12 protein-coding genes and 1 other RNA gene are annotated in these 15,657 nt (G+C 61.0%); 2 read left to right on the top strand and 11 right to left on the bottom strand.

The genetic code is table 11. The annotated features are described in order from the left end of the window. Nucleotide 1: 1 nt before the first annotated feature. From murD to rnpB, 8 genes are all read right to left on the bottom strand, one after another. Complete coding sequence (murD, locus tag ACYVIT_RS02205; RefSeq protein WP_415805606.1) at nt 2–1,537, bottom strand: UDP-N-acetylmuramoyl-L-alanine--D-glutamate ligase; 1,536 nt, start codon at nt 1,535–1,537, stop codon at nt 2–4. Beyond that, nucleotides 1,534–2,703 (bottom strand): phospho-N-acetylmuramoyl-pentapeptide-transferase, encoded by a 1,170-nt coding sequence (mraY, locus tag ACYVIT_RS02200; protein WP_415805607.1) that lies wholly within the window; start codon nt 2,701–2,703, stop codon nt 1,534–1,536. The genes murD and mraY overlap by 4 nt, the downstream gene beginning before the upstream one ends. Next, complete coding sequence (gene murF / locus ACYVIT_RS02195) at nt 2,693–5,524, bottom strand: bifunctional UDP-N-acetylmuramoyl-L-alanyl-D-glutamate--2,6-diaminopimelate ligase MurE/UDP-N-acetylmuramoyl-tripeptide--D-alanyl-D-alanine ligase MurF (protein ID WP_415805608.1); 2,832 nt, start codon at nt 5,522–5,524, stop codon at nt 2,693–2,695. The genes mraY and murF overlap by 11 nt, the downstream gene beginning before the upstream one ends. Beyond that, nucleotides 5,521–7,251, bottom strand: coding sequence for a peptidoglycan D,D-transpeptidase FtsI family protein (locus ACYVIT_RS02190; RefSeq protein WP_415805609.1), 1,731 nt, complete (start codon nt 7,249–7,251; stop codon nt 5,521–5,523). Before ACYVIT_RS02190 ends, murF begins: the two co-directional genes overlap by 4 nt. Beyond that, nucleotides 7,248–7,544, bottom strand: a complete 297-nt coding sequence (gene ftsL, locus ACYVIT_RS02185; protein WP_415805610.1) for a cell division protein FtsL — start codon at nt 7,542–7,544, stop codon at nt 7,248–7,250. The genes ACYVIT_RS02190 and ftsL overlap by 4 nt, the downstream gene beginning before the upstream one ends. Continuing rightward, nucleotides 7,544–8,644 (bottom strand): 16S rRNA (cytosine(1402)-N(4))-methyltransferase RsmH, encoded by a 1,101-nt coding sequence (gene rsmH / locus ACYVIT_RS02180; protein ID WP_415805611.1) that lies wholly within the window; start codon nt 8,642–8,644, stop codon nt 7,544–7,546. The genes ftsL and rsmH overlap by 1 nt, the downstream gene beginning before the upstream one ends. Before the next feature lie 8 nt (nt 8,645–8,652). Continuing rightward, on the bottom strand, nt 8,653–9,081 hold the full coding sequence (gene mraZ / locus ACYVIT_RS02175) for a division/cell wall cluster transcriptional repressor MraZ (protein WP_415805637.1): 429 nt from the start codon (nt 9,079–9,081) through the stop codon (nt 8,653–8,655). 270 nt (nt 9,082–9,351) lie between these two features. Further along, nucleotides 9,352–9,767, bottom strand: an RNA gene (rnpB, locus tag ACYVIT_RS02170) — RNase P RNA component class A. A 235-nt stretch (nt 9,768–10,002) separates the two neighbouring features. Here rnpB and ACYVIT_RS02165 point away from each other — a divergent pair. Beyond that, entirely contained in the window at nt 10,003–11,853 is a 1,851-nt protein-coding gene (locus ACYVIT_RS02165; protein ID WP_415805612.1) for an ATP-binding cassette domain-containing protein, read from the top strand. Nucleotides 11,854–12,100: 247 nt separating this feature from the next. Here ACYVIT_RS02165 and pyrC read toward each other — a convergent pair whose 3' ends face one another. Both pyrC and ACYVIT_RS02155 read right to left on the bottom strand, forming a co-directional pair. Continuing rightward, nucleotides 12,101–13,159, bottom strand: coding sequence for a dihydroorotase (gene pyrC / locus ACYVIT_RS02160; RefSeq protein ID WP_415805613.1), 1,059 nt, complete (start codon nt 13,157–13,159; stop codon nt 12,101–12,103). A gap of 14 nt (nt 13,160–13,173) precedes the next feature. After that, nucleotides 13,174–14,367 (bottom strand): M20 aminoacylase family protein, encoded by a 1,194-nt coding sequence (locus ACYVIT_RS02155; protein ID WP_415805614.1) that lies wholly within the window; start codon nt 14,365–14,367, stop codon nt 13,174–13,176. A 146-nt stretch (nt 14,368–14,513) separates the two neighbouring features. Between ACYVIT_RS02155 and ACYVIT_RS02150 the strand changes: the two genes are divergently transcribed. Continuing rightward, on the top strand, nt 14,514–14,792 hold the full coding sequence (locus ACYVIT_RS02150; protein WP_026641087.1) for an SWIB/MDM2 domain-containing protein: 279 nt from the start codon (nt 14,514–14,516) through the stop codon (nt 14,790–14,792). A 203-nt stretch (nt 14,793–14,995) separates the two neighbouring features. Here ACYVIT_RS02150 and ACYVIT_RS02145 read toward each other — a convergent pair whose 3' ends face one another. After that, complete coding sequence (locus ACYVIT_RS02145; RefSeq protein WP_415805615.1) at nt 14,996–15,364, bottom strand: DUF4870 family protein; 369 nt, start codon at nt 15,362–15,364, stop codon at nt 14,996–14,998. Nucleotides 15,365–15,657 lie beyond the last annotated feature (293 nt).

Below are 15,657 nucleotides of genomic sequence, written 5' to 3'. Positions count from 1 at the left end.
CTCACACCTCTCCGTGATCGCGGGCGAGGTCTTCGACCTCTTCTGCGAACACCGCACCGCGATGCGGATAGTTGCGGAACATGTCCATACTGGCGCAGGCGGGCGACAACAGCACGGCGTCGCCAGGCTCGGCCAGCTCGGCGCTGCGGCGAACTGCCTCACGCATATCTTTTGCGGAGACGCACGGCACACCGGTCTCGGCCAGCACGCGCCCAATCTCGGGGCCGTCGGTACCGATCAACACTACGGCGCGCGCGTAGCGCGCCACGACGGGGGACAATGGTGAAAAATCCTGACCTTTGCCCAATCCGCCAGCGATCAGGACAACGGGCTGGCCCAGTCCTTCCAATGCAGCGACAGTGGCGCCGACATTGGTGCCTTTGCTGTCGTTGATGTAATCCACGCCACTGACCGACCGCACGAACGCCGCACGATGCGGCTCGCCCGTGTATTCACGCAACGCGCGCAACATGGGGCCCCAGCCAATATTCAGCACACGAGCCAACTGCAAAGCCGCCAATGCATTCAAACCATTGTGCAGCCCACGGATGCGCAACGCGTCCAACGGCATCAAGCGGCTGATGCGCCCGGTCTCCCGTTGCGGAGGCGGCGCGTTTTTCTTGCGTTTGACCGGAGGCGCCGGCTCGTCGAAGTCCGTGGATTCGCAGGCCACAAGCCACGCCATACCTTGGCCCAGCTCCATGCCCATATCACCGATCAATTCGGGCATGTCGCGACCGAACGAGCGCACATTCAAATCCGGCAATGCCTGCACCATGGCAGCAACCCGCGGGTCATCGCGGTTCACGATGGAGACGCGCGCGAGTTTCAGCAAGCGGGCTTTGGCTTGGGCATAGGTTTCGATATCGCCGTGCCAATCCAGATGATCCTGCGTCACATTCAATACGGTTGCGGCATCGGGCGACAGACTCTGCGTCGTTTCCAGTTGGAAACTGGACAACTCCAACACCCAAACCTGGGGCAGCTCGTCTTCATCGAGCGCCTCCATCAGCGAGGCCAGAGCGGCCGGGCTGATATTGCCCGCGGCGCGCGCGCTGAAGCCGCCGGCTTCGACCAGTTGCCGCGTCATCGCCGTCACTGTGGTCTTGCCATTGGTGCCGGTCACGGCCAACACGTGAGGGCGATATTCCCGAGATGCCGCCAACTCGGCCAACGCCCGGGCAAACAGCTCGATTTCACCAACGACCTCAATGCCGCGCTCAGCCGCCAGTTGCAACAACGCCTGCGCGGGCGCCTGATTGGGCGCCAAGCCCGGGCTGAGCACCAGCTGCGACACGCCATCGAGCAGCGCCGGATCAAAGACATCCCCGCAACCCAGACGGTAATCCACGTCCGATCCGCTTTCAGCCAACGCAGATTTCAACGCGGCCAATCCGCCCGGCTCGGCACGCGTGTCGGCCACTCGCAGCGCTGCACCTTGGCGGGCGCACCAGCGAGCGGCAGCCACGCCCGTCTCGCCCAATCCGAGGATCAGGACGAGCGGTGACTCCGCGCGGAGGGTGTCAGGACTATTCATCGCAACTTCAGAGTAGAAAGGCCAATCAGCACCAGCATCATGCTGATGATCCAGAACCGTACGACGACCTGCGTTTCTTTCCAGCCGCCGACTTCAAAATGGTGGTGCAGCGGCGCCATGCGAAAAATCCGCCGCCCCTGTCCGTATTTGCGTTTGGTGTACTTGAACCAGGTCACCTGCATCATCACGGACAGGGTTTCCACCACAAATACGCCGCCCATGATGAACAACACGATTTCCTGACGCACGATCACCGCGATCGTGCCGAGCGCGCCGCCGAGTGCCAGTGCACCCACGTCGCCCATGAAAACCTGTGCCGGATAAGCGTTGAACCACAGGAACGCCAACCCGGCCCCGCCAATCGCCGCGCACAACACCATCAACTCGGCCGCCCCCGGGATATAGGGGAACAACAGATATTTGGAGAAGTCGACACGCCCCACCACGTAGGCAAAAATCCCCAGCGCACTGCCGACCATGACCGTCGGCATGATGGCCAGACCGTCCAGGCCATCAGTCAAGTTCACCGCATTGCTCGTGCCCACAATCACGGCCCATGTCAGGACCACGAAACCCAGCACGCCCAGCGGATAGCTGACAGACTTGAAAAACGGCACGATCAAATCGGCACGCGTCGGCAAAGGCATGGTGAAACCGCTGCCCACCCACGCCTTGAATAGCGGCCATAGTTCGGTATTGGCCGGCGCCGACACCGCAAACGCCAGATACACCGCAGCCACCAGACCGATGGTGGCTTGCCAAAAGAATTTCTGCCGTGCCGGCATGCCTTCAGGATCGCGATGCACGACTTTTTTATAGTCGTCCATCCAGCCTATCCAGCCAAATCCGAATGTCACCAGCAACACGACCCAGACAAAACGGTTGGTCCAATCTGCCCACAACAGCGTGCTGATGGCGATGGAAATCAGAATCAACGCACCACCCATCGTGGGTGTGCCATTCTTTACCAGATGCGACTCCGGACCGTACGCACGCACTGCCTGGCCGATCTTCATCTCGGTCAATTTGCGAATCACGCGGGGCCCGGCCACCAGACCGATCAACAAGGCCGTGGCGCAGGCCAGCACGGCGCGCATGGTGATGTATTCCAGGACGCCGATGACGCGCACATCGTCAGACAGCCAACGAGCGATTTCAAGCAGCATGAGAGCCTCCTTGGCGCGCAGCCGTCATATTGTTGTTATTGTCGGTAGACAGCACCTTCACCACCCGCTCCATGCGCATAAAGCGCGAACCTTTCACTAATAAACTCGCCGGACGCATGCTCTGCAGCGCCGCCACAATGGCTTCGACAGACTCGCAAGATACGGCCCCATCGCCAAACGCGGCCGCCGCATCGCGACTGGCCTCTCCCAGCGTATACAGCGCGTCGATACCATGCTCGCGGGCATACGCGCCCACTTCGCGATGCATCGCCGGGCCGTTATCACCCACCTCGCCCATATCGCCCAACACCAAGGCGCGCGGACCGGGCAATTGCGCCAAGACGTCCACTGCTGCGCGTACCGAGTCCGGATTCGCGTTATAGGTATCGTCGATCAGCGTCGTCCCGTCGGGCAGAACCTTGCGCTGCATCCGCCCCGCCACCGCGCTGAACGATTCCAGTGCCCGCACGGCTGCCGCCAGCGGCGCACCGGCTGCCAAGGTCGCTGCAATGGCCGCCAGCGCATTACGTACGTTATGCAAACCTGGCACCGGCAGCGCCAGATCCGTGGATCCCGCCGGCGTCACGACGTGGCAGCGCGTGCCTTGCTCAGTCGCTGTCATGTTCTCGGCATAAACGTCCAATCCGGGCTGCAGGCCGAACCGCAATACGCGCCGCGCTGCGGCCTGGGCTTCCCACACACCGCAATGCGCGTCATCGCCTGGGAATACGGCGACGCCATCAGCCGGCAGCGCCTCGATAGCCGCACCGTTTTCCTGCGCCACAGCCTCGACCGAATGCATGAATTCTTGGTGCTCGCGCTGTGCATTCGTGATCAATACGACCGAGGGCGCCGCCATGGCGGCCAACACCGCGATCTCGCCGGGATGGTTCATGCCCAGCTCAAATACCGCCGCACGATGCTGGGCACGCAGACGCAGCAGCGTCAGCGGCACACCAATGTCATTATTGAAGTTGCCCGCTGTCGCCAGCCGGCCTGCTTCGCCCAGCCAATCGGCCAGGATCGCAGAAACCATTTCTTTCGTCGTGGTCTTGCCGTTGCTGCCAGCCACCCCGATCACAGGCAGCGCGAATCGCGCACGCCATGCTGCGCCGATGCGCATCAACGCGACACGGGTGTCTCCCAAAACCAGTTGTGGCAACGATACGTCGGCGACCGGATGCGCCACCACGGCCGCGCACGCCCCCGCCTGCTGTGCCTGAGACAGATAGTCGTGACCGTCGAAACGCTCCCCTGCCAGCGCCAGGAACACCTGATCAGCACCTACCTGCCGCGTATCGGTAGACAAGGCTGCCGCATGCGGCAACAGCAACGCCAACCTTGCCCATTCGCGGTCGTCGAAAGGCAGCTTGACGCCAGCGACTTCCTGGTATGTCTCGTGCCCCTTGCCGGCCAGCAAAATCACATCATCGGGCTCCGACGCCCAAATCGTCTGCATGATCGCGCTCGCGCGATCCGGTTCCACGGTGAGCCGCGCACCACGCGGAATACCAGGCAGGATCTGCGCAATGATGTCTGCGGGATCCTCGCCACGCGGGTTATCGCTGGACACTGTGATCTTGTCGGCCAGATCGGCGGCAATGCGCCCCATCTCCGGGCGTTTGCCAGCGTCGCGCTCGCCGCCGCATCCGAACAGGCACACCAACCTGCCGCCTCGTGCGTCCGCGATGGGCCGCAGTGCAGTCAAGGCACGCGCCAACGAGTCCGGCGTGTGAGAATAATCCACCACCACGAGAGGACCACGACCTGCGGCCGCCCCCGCATTCAGCGTCAACGGCTCAACCACTTGCAAGCGGCCATCCACGGGCCGGGTCTCGGACAATGCGCGCGCGATCTGCGTCAGCGGCCAACCCAGCTTGGACAGCACGCCGGCGACCAATAACAGATTCGAGACGTTATGACGCCCCAAGAGCGACGTCACAATCTGCGCTTCACCGTCCGGCGACATCAAAGAAAAAACCTGGCCGTGTGCCGTCGCCTGCAGGTCCCGGACCTGAAACGCGGCGGGCGTGTCCTGCTGGGTGTACCCCAGCGCCAAGGCATCGGGCAATGACCGCAACAACCGCTCGCCGGCAGCGTCGTCGGCGTTGATGATGGCCGCCGCCAGGCCGGGCCAATGGAACAGCCGCGCCTTGGCCTGCTCGTAGCTGTCCATCGAGCCGTGATAATCCAGGTGATCGCGGGTCAAATTGGTAAAGCCAGCGACTTCGATACGCACGCCGTCCAGCCGCCCTTGTTCCAGACCAATGGAGGAGGCTTCAAGCGCGACGGCTTGGGCGCCCGCCTCACGCATCAGCGCCAGGACGCGATGCACCGTCAGTACGTCCGGCGTCGTCAAACTGCCACCCAGCGACTGGCCGTCCGGCAACAGCGCGCCCAGCGTGCCGATGCTGCCGCAGGGTTTGCCTGCGGCGGTCAACGCCTGCGAAATCCATTGCACGCACGATGTCTTGCCATTGGTGCCTGTAATCGCCACCACGCTCAAGGCCGCCGACGGCTGTCCATACCATTTGTCGGCGAGCTCGCCGAGCAAGGTACGCAACGCTGGCACAACATGCACCCGGGCATCATCCTGAGCGCCGGTCGGCGCGGGCGCTTCGCACAATACCGCCGAAGCGCCTTGTTCGAAAGCCCGTGCGATGTAATCCCGGCCGTCCACTGAACCGCCCGGGCAGGCGACGAACACATCGCCCGCCGCGATCTCGCGCGAATCCAGACGCAAATCGGCCCCCGCCGCAGCATGCGCGCGCAGCCAAGCCAACGCTTCGTCAGCCGCAGACGGGTGGCGGACGGCGGTCATCGCGTCTTCTCCTGTACGCCAGCCACAATCGTCGATTCGAACGGCGCATCCGGCTGCACGCCCATCATGCGCAGGCTGCCGCCCACGATCGTGGAAAACACAGGCGCAGCGACCGCGCCGCCGTAGTAACCGCCAACCTTGGGTTCATCAATGGACACGGCCACGACAATGCGCGGGTTCGACACCGGCGCAAACCCGACAAACGAACTGCGATAGCGCTGCGTACTGTATTTGCCGTCAACGATCTTGCGTGCCGTGCCGCTCTTGCCGGCAACCCGATAGCCTTGTACCTGTGCAGCTTTTGTGCCTTCGGGACCTGCGGCTGCCTCGAGCATGCTACGCACCAGTTGCGACACCTCGGGGCTATAGACTTTGACGCTGGTCGGATCGCTATCGCGCTTGATCAAGGTGGGCGTAACCATATCGCCATTACGCGCGAAAACGGTATAGGCGCGCGCCACCTGCAACAAGGACACCGACAAACCGTACCCATAGGCCATGGTGGCCTTTTCAATCAAACGCCACCGGTCCCAGGGCCGCAGACGTCCCGGCGCAGCCCCCGGGAAACCCAGTTGCGGCACACGGCCAAAGCCCAATTCCGTAAAGCGTTCCCACATCTCGCGCGACTGCAGCTTTTCCGCGATCATGGTCATCCCGATATTGCTGGAACGACGCAGCACTCCGGCCACATTCAGCATGCCGTTGCGGCTCACATCATGAATCGTGCTCCCTTGATAGCGGAATGCGCCATTGCCCGTGTCGAACTGCGTTTTGGTATTGATACGCCCCAGGTCCAGCGCCAGGGCTGCGGTAAAGGGCTTCATGATCGAGCCCGGCTCGAATGTATCGGTAATCGCGCGATTGCGCAGATTGGGGGTTTGAAAGCTTTCGCGATCATTCGGATCGAACGTCGGCAGACTGGCCAACGCCAGAATCTCGCCCGTTCGCACATCCATAATGATGGCGCTGGCCGCAGAGGCCTGGTGCTTTTTCACCGCCTCACCCAGTTCGCGGAACACCAGATACTGCAAGCGAGCATCGATCGACAGGCTCAGATCGCGCCCATTGACAGGCGCCGTCACGGCCTGGACGTCTTCGATCACACGGCCCAGCCGGTCTTTGATCACGCGGCGGCTGCCTGGCGTGCCCGACAGCAATTTGTCGAAGGTCAGCTCGACCCCTTCCTGGCCCGAGTCCTCCACACTGGTAAAGCCCACCAAGTGGGCCGTGACTTCACCATCCGGGTAATAACGCCGCGTCTCGGCTTGCTGGTGGATGCCGGGGACTTCGAGCTTTTTGATCTGGTCGGCGATGTCCGTGGGGACTTGCCGTTTGAGATAAACGAAGTTGCGGTCGACGTCGGCCAAACGGCCGCGCAGATCGGCGACCGACAGGCCCAGCAGTTTGGCCAGATTGGAGAGCTGTTCGCCCGTCGCCGGCTTCGCGTCCTCGGGGATGGCCCAGATAGCGCGCGCCGGCACGCTGGATGCCAACACCACACCATTACGGTCGAGGATCTTGCCGCGTGTCGCGGCCAGCGTCAGCGTGCGCTCGTAGCGGCGCTCACCCTGCTGCTGCAAAAACTCGGTGGACAGGCCCTGCAAATACAACGCGCGCCCTGCCAACACCACAAAGGCCGCGAGCAACAGCACGAGGACCAGCCGGGCACGCCAGGTAGGCAATTGCCCGCGCAACATGGGGTTGTCGAAGAACGGCACACGTTTCATTGCACGCCTCCGGCGGCCGGAACGGAAATCGGCGCTTGATTCAAATAGAGCGTACGGTCAGGCACGATGGGGATCATCTTCAGATCCTGGCGCGCTGCATGATCGATCCGCGCATTGCGCGCCAGCTCGGCGCGCTCGAGTTGCAGTCGCCGCCAATCGGTGTCCAAGGTATTGGACAGCGTATTGCCGCGCTCTAATTCAATAAAGAGTTGACGCGATTGATACCGGCTGGTGACCAGCGAGATGGCCGACAGCATCAACAATATAGAAACGATGAGGCTCAAGCGTGCCATTAGCGCGGCCTCCGTTTGGCGCCGCGTTTGGCAGCGGGCGACTCACCCGGCACACGCATGGCCGGCACAAAGGTTGCCGCATCGGCAGCCAGAGGTGTGCTGGTGCGCTCGGCAACTCGCAGCACCGCCGAACGCGACCGGGCATTGCCTGCGATCTCTTCATCGCTGGCGAGCACCCGCCCCAACGAACGGACGAGCGGCTGGGGCAATTCGCTCTCCCGTAACGGCAAACGTGCATGCGCGACAGCAGGCTTGGCCGCCGCCGCGATGCACTGTTTGACCATACGGTCTTCGAGCGAATGAAAGCTGATCACCGCCAACCTCCCCCCTGGGGCAAGCAGTTCTAAAGCTGACGCGAGGGCGCGCGCGAGCTCTTCGAGTTCCCGATTGATGTAAATCCGTAAAGCCTGAAAGGTGCGAGTGGCCGGGTGCTGGCCTTTTTCGCGCGTCCGGACGGCGCTGGCGACGCACTCGGCAAGCTCGAGCGTGGTGCGCAGCGGCCGTGTTGCGCGGCGAGCAGCAATCGCCTTTGCAACCTGAAAAGCAAACCGTTCTTCGCCATAATCTGCTATGACCTCCCGCATCTCGTCCACGCTGGCATCTGCCAGCCAATCCGCAACCGTTGGGCCACGGGTCGTATCCATACGCATGTCGAGCGGGCCTTCGCGCATAAACGAAAAACCTCGTTCGGCATCATCCAATTGAGGTGAAGACACCCCAAGATCCAACATCACGCCATCGATATGCTCGATGCCGAGTCCTGCCAATGCCTCGCGCATGGTGGCAAAACCATCATGCACAACCGTCACTCGCCGATCGCGCGCCGCCAACTCGGTGGCCACCGCAATCGCCTGAGGGTCCTTGTCGAACACCACCAACCGGGCCTCAGGTCCCAGACGGCTCAACAACTCACTGCTATGTCCACCGCGCCCGAAGGTGCCGTCGACAAACACGCCGCGCTGCATGCGCGCGTGAGCTTGTGCTTCGGCCTGCGCGTCGTCCGCCTGGCCAGACCGTGCCGCGCCCTTGCCGCCAAAATTGGCCTGCAATAACGCATCCACCGTCGGCGCCAGCAGCACGGGCCGATGTTCGAATTCCATACTCGGTTTCAGAACGAAAACTGGTTCAACACGTCCGGCATCCCCTGAGCTAGGTCCTCCGCCTCGCGGCGGGCCAGGGAAGCGGCATCCCAGAGCTCGAAGTGCGCGCCCATACCGAGCAGCATCACATCGCGCGTCATACCGGAAGCGTTGCGCAGTTCAGGCGCGATGAGCACACGACCCGAACCGTCCATCTCGACGTCCTGAGCGTTGCCCAACAACAGCCGCTGCAGTGCGCGCGCCGACATGGGGAACGCAGCGATCTGATCGCGCTTTTTTTCCCACTCTTGCCGCGGATACACCAACAAGCAGCCATCGGGGTGGCGGGTCAGGGTCAACCGGCCTTCGGCCTGCGCAACGAGCGCGTCACGATGCCGGGTCGGAATCGAGATCCGTCCCTTGGCATCGAGCGTCAGCGCGCTGCTTCCCTGAAACACCACATTCACCCCACTTAATTGCACAAATTCCTACTTTTTCCCACTCTACGGTAATGGACAAAGCGGGTCAAGCGGACGGTTGCAATTTTTTCAATCACAACAAGGACTTAGAACAGTTTTTAAAAAGGCAAAAATAAAAACCCCCTGATAAATCAGGGGGTTGCAGTAACAATTAAAAGTCCTTAGTCAGGAGTGGGACAAATAGAGCGCCCTTTCAATGTTTTACGTTCGGCCTTGCCGCAGCAAAGCCGCCCCGTTGACGGTATTCAGCTGCAAGACAGGTCTATAGGCCGGATTCTGTACACCGAGTCACCCCGGCGGGCAATCATTCCTCTGCGCGGATCATTGCTGAGCCGCTGTAGCCACCTACCCGCATGCTAGAGCGAGCCGCCCTTCAGGCCCGAAAGCCGTGCACATGCCTATTTGGTGTTGCTCCGGATAGAGGTTGCCGCGTTTCACCCTGCCGCGCCGCCCATCGTCGCCGATGGACGCAGTACGGAGATGGCCGTACCGGTGCGTGCCGGAGCCCGCCCGCGCCGCAGACTCGTCTCTGTGGCCCTATTCCTCAGCCGTCAACCGGACGTAAGTCCGGCAGCGACTGGACGGCCGTTAGCCGCTATCCTGCTCTGTGGAGTCCGGACCTTCCTCGATGGATTCGCACCCACCGCGATTGCCCGACCTGCCTTGCGGATGCCATTGTACGGCACGCCGGTGCGGCAACTCAGTCCCTATTTAGATAGGCACAGTTGGCGCCTCCATCCCTGCCGCCGCGCCTTTCGCTCGTTACTCGTTCCAAGAGGCCTGTTTGGATGCGAGCCTGAAACGTGCGTCGCTCTGCTTGCCGGACGCCATGCGGAACGCAAAGCGCGCGACCTGCGACAATAGCGGTATCGCAGAAAACCACCGCACTTTGTCTATTTCATGGCCAACAACACTTTGATTACCTTGACGGACGTACAACTCGCGTACGGCCACCATCCGTTGCTGGACCACGCTGATTTCGTCATCCAGGAAGGCGAACGTATCGGATTGATCGGCCGCAACGGCGCCGGCAAGAGCTCGCTATTGCGTCTGCTGGATGGGCGCAACGTGCCTGACGATGGCGACATCGCGCGCAATTCCGGCCTGAAAGTCGCCACCGTCGAGCAGGAACCCGATCTCGACGAAAACGCATCGGTATACGACGTAGTCTTTAACCGCGAAGACGACCACGAAGACTGGCAACGGCCATCGCGCGTCCAGGCCTTGCTGGAACGGCTCGGCCTGCCTGGCGACGCGCGCATTGCCGGTTTGTCCGGCGGCACACGCAAACGCGTCGCTTTGGCGCGCGCACTGGCAGACGAACCCGACCTCCTGCTGCTCGACGAGCCTACCAACCATCTGGACTTCACCGGCATTGCCTGGCTGGAAGAACTGCTTCGCAGCTGGCGCGGCGCGGCCGTCATCATCACCCACGACCGGCGCTTTCTGGACGCGATTGCCACGCGCATCGTCGAACTCGACCGCGGCAAGCTGCTGAGCTTTCCCGGCAACTTTTCACAATGGCAAGAGCGCAAAGCCCAATGGTTGGAGTCCGAACGCCTGGAAAACGCCCGGTTCGACAAACTGCTGGCTCAAGAGGAAGTCTGGATTCGCAAAGGCGTCGAGGCCCGCCGCACCCGCAACGAAGGCCGCGTGCGACGTCTGGAGCAACTGCGCGTCGAGCGCTCGGAACGTCGCGATCGCCTGGGTAATGTGAGCCTGGCCATCGCCGAGGGCCAACGCTCGGGCAAATTGGTCGCCGAATTGGACAACGTCTCCAAAAGCTTTGGCGACCGCGTTGTGATCCGAGACTACAGCACCACGCTCATGCGCGGCGACCGCATCGGCATTATCGGGCCCAACGGAGCCGGGAAAACCACGCTGTTGAAAATCATGCTGGGCGAGCTCGCGCCGGACACCGGCAACGTCCGCATCGGGACCAACGTGTCGGTTGCCTACTTTGATCAGATGCGAGCGCAGCTCGATGAAAACGCGAGCCTGGTCGACATCATCAACCCTGGCAGCGAGTGGGTAGAGATCGGCGGCACCCGCAAACACGTCATGAGCTATCTGGGCGATTTTCTGTTTTCGCCTGCACGGGCGGGGTCGCCGGTCAGCAGCCTATCGGGCGGCGAGCGCGCGCGCTTGTTATTGGCACGCCTGTTTGCCCGTCCCGCGAACGTGCTGGTCCTGGACGAACCCACCAACGATCTGGACATCGAGACCCTGGAACTGCTGGAAGAACTCCTTCAGGAATACACCGGCACCGTTCTGCTCGTCAGCCACGATCGCGCCTTTCTTAATAATGTGGTGACACAAACCATTGCCTACGAAGGCGATGGCAAATGGCGCGATTATGTTGGCGGCTACGACGACTGGGTCGCTCAACGTCCGGCGTCGGCCGTTCCTAATACCCAACAGGAAAAGCCCGCACGCGCGGCCGCCAGCGACGCGAGCACCTCAGCCGCAAACAACTCAGACACTGGGGCGACGGCCACTCGTGCCAAGCCCAACCGCGTAGCCAAGCTCAGTTCGTGGGAACAACGCGAACTCGAAGGGTTACCCGACGCGATTGCCAAAATCGAAGCGCGCCAAGAAGACCTGTCTGCCCGTTTGGCGGACGGCACACTCTATCGCGATGCGCCTGATGAAGTCGAACGCATCAATACCGAACTCGCGGCCCTGGACAAAGAACTGGAAGAAAAATTCGCCCGCTGGGAATTGCTGGAGGCTCGGCGCGGCGACAGTTAATCAATCGACTGCCAGCGGGTAATCCTGCCCCTTGGGCAGGCGCCTTGGGGAGGAATTCACACCTCGCCAAGGCGCAGCCCAATTCCATGCCAATCCAGCCCATTGGGCAAAACAGAGCCGCCTGAGGTATGTGGCCTCTGTGAAACGCGGCAAGGCAGGAACCGGCATAGTGCACTGAGCCTGCACAAAGCCCTGCCTCAAACTTTCCTGCGCATCAGGCGATGAGTACCACCGCCAGAGGCCCTCATCAAGCCACGCGCCAATCCAGCGATTCGCCGGCCGCCAAGGGGACCAGCGAGGTATCGCCAAACGGTAATTCAGCGGGAATCGAAAAGGACTCGCGCCGCAACGTCAGCGTATCGGTGTTGCGTGGCAGACCGTAAAAATCCGGCCCATGGAAACTGGCGAAACCTTCCAGCCGATCCAGACGCCCGGCACGCTCGAATGCCGTGGCGTAGAGTTCCATGGCGTGCAGCGCGGTGTAGCAACCCGCACAACCACAGGCGTGCTCTTTCAATCCACGAGCGTGCGGAGCGCTGTCCGTGCCCAGGAAAAAGCGCGGGCTACCACTCGTGGCGGCCTCGACCAGTGCCTGGCGATGCACTTCGCGCTTCAGGATAGGCAGGCAATACCAGTGCGGCCGCACGCCGCCCTGAAAAATCGCGTTCCGGTTGTACAGCATGTGCTGCGGCGTGATCGTCGCGGCTATCGGACCCTCAGCGTCACGCACGTACTCCGCGCCGTCCTTGGTCGTGATGTGTTCGAACACCATCTTCAAGCCAGGATAGGCTTTGCGCAATGGCCGCATCACACGATCGATAAACACCGCCTCGCGATCGAACACATCAATCCCCGGATCGGTGACTTCGCCATGCACCAACAGAGGCATGCCGCAACGTTCCAACGCTTCCAACGCCTTGCCGCATTTGCCCAGCAGGTCCGTCACCCCGGCGTCGGAGTTCGTCGTCGCGCCGGCAGGATAAAGCTTGACCGCGTAGACCTGGCCGGAATCATGCGCGCGCACGATTTCCTCAGCCGTCGTATTGTCAGTCAGGTATAGCGTCATCAGCGGCGTGAAAGCCGGGACATTTTCCTGTTGGCGCAAGGCGTCTTCGATGCGCTGGCGATACGCCAATGCCTGCTCGGTCGTCGTCACAGGCGGACGCAGATTAGGCATGATGATGGCGCGCGCAAACTGGCGTGCCGTATCGCCCACCACGGCCTGCAATGCCGCACCATCGCGCAAATGCAAATGCCAGTCGTCCGGACGGGTAATCGTGAGTTGAGTAATGTTTTGATCAGACATGAGAGCAACCTGGCTTATTCAGCCAAAGGCATGCCACGCTCGGCCAAGGCGCAAAACATCGCGCTACCCAGCGGAATCACAGCATCATTGAAGTCGAAGTGGGAATTATGCAGCACGCAGCCAGATTCGGCCCCGCCCTGGCCCAATCGGAAATACGCCCCGGGACGGGTTTGCAGCATGAACGAAAAATCCTCAGAGCCCATCGAAGGCACCAGATCACGCACCACGTTTTCCTTGCCAATCATATCGGTGGCGATATCAGCGACCAAATTCGCGTGTTGCGGCGTATTCAGGGTCGCGGGATAGATACGTTGGTAGTTGATTTCGGCTGTCGCCCCAAAACCGCCGGCGATTGCACTGACCAGCTCGCGCATCCGCGTCTCGACCATTTCCTGCACCGACTTGCGGAAGGTGCGTACCGTGCCCACCAATTTGGCTTCGCGGGGAATCACACTCATGGCGCCCGGGTGCCCCGCCTGCAGCGATCCGATGGACAACACCGCCGAATCCAGCGGATTAACATTTCGCGACACAATCGTCTGCAGCGCGGTAATCACGTGTCCGGCGACGGTGACAGGGTCGATCGTCTGATAGGGGTGCGCGCCATGGCCCCCACGCCCCGTAATGGTGATATCGAAACGATCTGCCGCCGCCATCATGGGGCCGGGGTTGATCCCGATGGTGCCGGGTTTCAAACCCGGCCAATTATGCAGTGCGTAGATGGCGTCACACGGAAAGGTATCAAACAACCCGTCTTCCATCATGGCCTTTGCGCCACCCCGCCCTTCTTCAGCCGGCTGAAAAATCAACACGGCAGTACCGTCAAAATTGCGGGTTTGTGCCAGATAGCGTGCAGCCCCCAGCAAAATCGTGGTGTGCCCATCGTGACCGCAACCGTGCATCAATCCGGGTTTGTTGGATTTGTACGCAAAATTGTTATCCTCTGTCATGGGCAGCGCGTCCATGTCGGCGCGCAGACCGATCATGCGCCCGCTATCGCAGCTTCTGCCGCGTATAACGCCCACAACCCCTGTCTTGCCTATGCCCCGGTGTACTTCGATGCCCAGGGCCTCTAAGGAGCCCGCCACGATGCCTGACGTACGCACCTCTTCGAAGCCCAATTCCGGATGGGCATGCAAATCCCGGCGTATCGCCGTCAACTCGTCATGGAATAGACGGATAGAATCTAGTGCTGATCTTGCGTACATGAGACGTTACGCACCTTGAACAGAAGGGGGTCAAGCCCCTATTTTAGTTGCTACAGAGCATAAATGGCTTTGTCTTTGAGAGAGAGACACGTTATGCTCCGCCCGCAGGACAATTTTTCCAACAGCCAGAGAAGGAGCGCCGTAATATGGCTACAACCTCCAAACCCGCGACCGCACGCAAGCCGAATGCCGCATTCATGAAGCCCCTGACCCCCAGCGCCGAGCTGGCGGCAGTCATTGGCTCCGACGCCGTGCCGCGCACCGAGGTCACCAAGAAGATCTGGGAATACATCAAAAAGCACAACCTGCAAGATGCCAGCAACAAACGCAACATCAACGCTGACGCCAAGCTGCGTCCGATCTTTGGCAAAGATCAGGTCACGATGTTCGAATTGACCAAGCTGGTCAACGCCCACCTGAAGTAAGCAGGTATCGGGTCGTACCCAGTACGTCCCCGTCTGCTGTCGTGGGCCGTTTATGACGGCCCATACGCCCAGGGCTTGCCGCACCGGGCGTGCATCAAGACGCGAGCCCAAATAAAAACGGCTGACTACGGTCAGCCGTTTTTATTTTTACCTGTACAAATAAAACTGGCCGCCTGAGCTTAGCAAGCGGCCATAGACAGGATTTAGCTGTACTGGGTAGGCACGGAGCCTTCCATGAGCGCCAACCAGCCTTTAATCAAGCGATAGAGCACCCAAACCACGGTTGCCACCACACCCAGCCAGCCGATAAAAATCAACGTGGCTATCGCGCTGATAGCAAGCCACAACAGTGCCCACCAGAACGTGCGTAACAGCCAATCAAAATGCGCTGCATACATCGTTCCCGCTGCATCTGTACGTTTGAGGTACATCAACACCACAGCTGCCAATGTCGCTATGCCCAAAAAGCCTCCCGTCACAAAACCCAAGGCATATAAGCCATAGGTGACGTGGGTCAGCGTACGCAGGTCGAGCGAATTGTTGGGTTGATTAGGGATCTGGGGATCGCTCACGATAACCGCTCCATCGAATAGATTTAGCCAATCTTACCGCACAAAGACGCCAGATCGGGGATAGAAATCGAGATGAGGTTTGAGCGCCACAGCGCAGAAAAGCGACACCGCGTCGAACGCGCGTCGGCGCGAGCGATGCCGATCTGCGTGGGTCAAAGCACAGGCGTCAGAGGCCGCTCCTGGCAGATGCGATATGGAGGTCATTGCAGCGGCGCAAAGACGAACGCAATTACAGAAGATGCGGGACGCAGGGATTATTTATTTGGTCGCGCAAAGACGAAGGCACAAAGACA

Source organism: Bordetella muralis, from assembly GCF_054781015.1.
This window is presented reverse-complemented; position numbering and strand designations above follow the sequence as displayed.

Bases quoted from the DNA above. Each gene is read 5' to 3' on its own strand.
- rsmH (WP_415805611.1), bottom strand. From the start codon at position 8,644: ATGGAATTCGAACATCGGCCCGTGCTGCTGGCGCCGACGGTGGATGCG.
- ACYVIT_RS02155 (WP_415805614.1), bottom strand. From the start codon at position 14,367: ATGTACGCAAGATCAGCACTAGATTCTATCCGTCTATTCCATGACGAG.
- pyrC (WP_415805613.1), bottom strand. From the start codon at position 13,159: ATGTCTGATCAAAACATTACTCAACTCACGATTACCCGTCCGGACGAC.
- ftsL (WP_415805610.1), bottom strand. From the start codon at position 7,544: ATGGCACGCTTGAGCCTCATCGTTTCTATATTGTTGATGCTGTCGGCC.
- ACYVIT_RS02165 (WP_415805612.1), top strand. From the start codon at position 10,003: ATGGCCAACAACACTTTGATTACCTTGACGGACGTACAACTCGCGTAC.
- mraY (WP_415805607.1), bottom strand. From the start codon at position 2,703: ATGCTGCTTGAAATCGCTCGTTGGCTGTCTGACGATGTGCGCGTCATC.
- ACYVIT_RS02150 (WP_026641087.1), top strand. From the start codon at position 14,514: ATGGCTACAACCTCCAAACCCGCGACCGCACGCAAGCCGAATGCCGCA.
- murD (WP_415805606.1), bottom strand. From the start codon at position 1,537: ATGAATAGTCCTGACACCCTCCGCGCGGAGTCACCGCTCGTCCTGATC.
- ACYVIT_RS02190 (WP_415805609.1), bottom strand. From the start codon at position 7,251: ATGAAACGTGTGCCGTTCTTCGACAACCCCATGTTGCGCGGGCAATTG.
- murF (WP_415805608.1), bottom strand. From the start codon at position 5,524: ATGACCGCCGTCCGCCACCCGTCTGCGGCTGACGAAGCGTTGGCTTGG.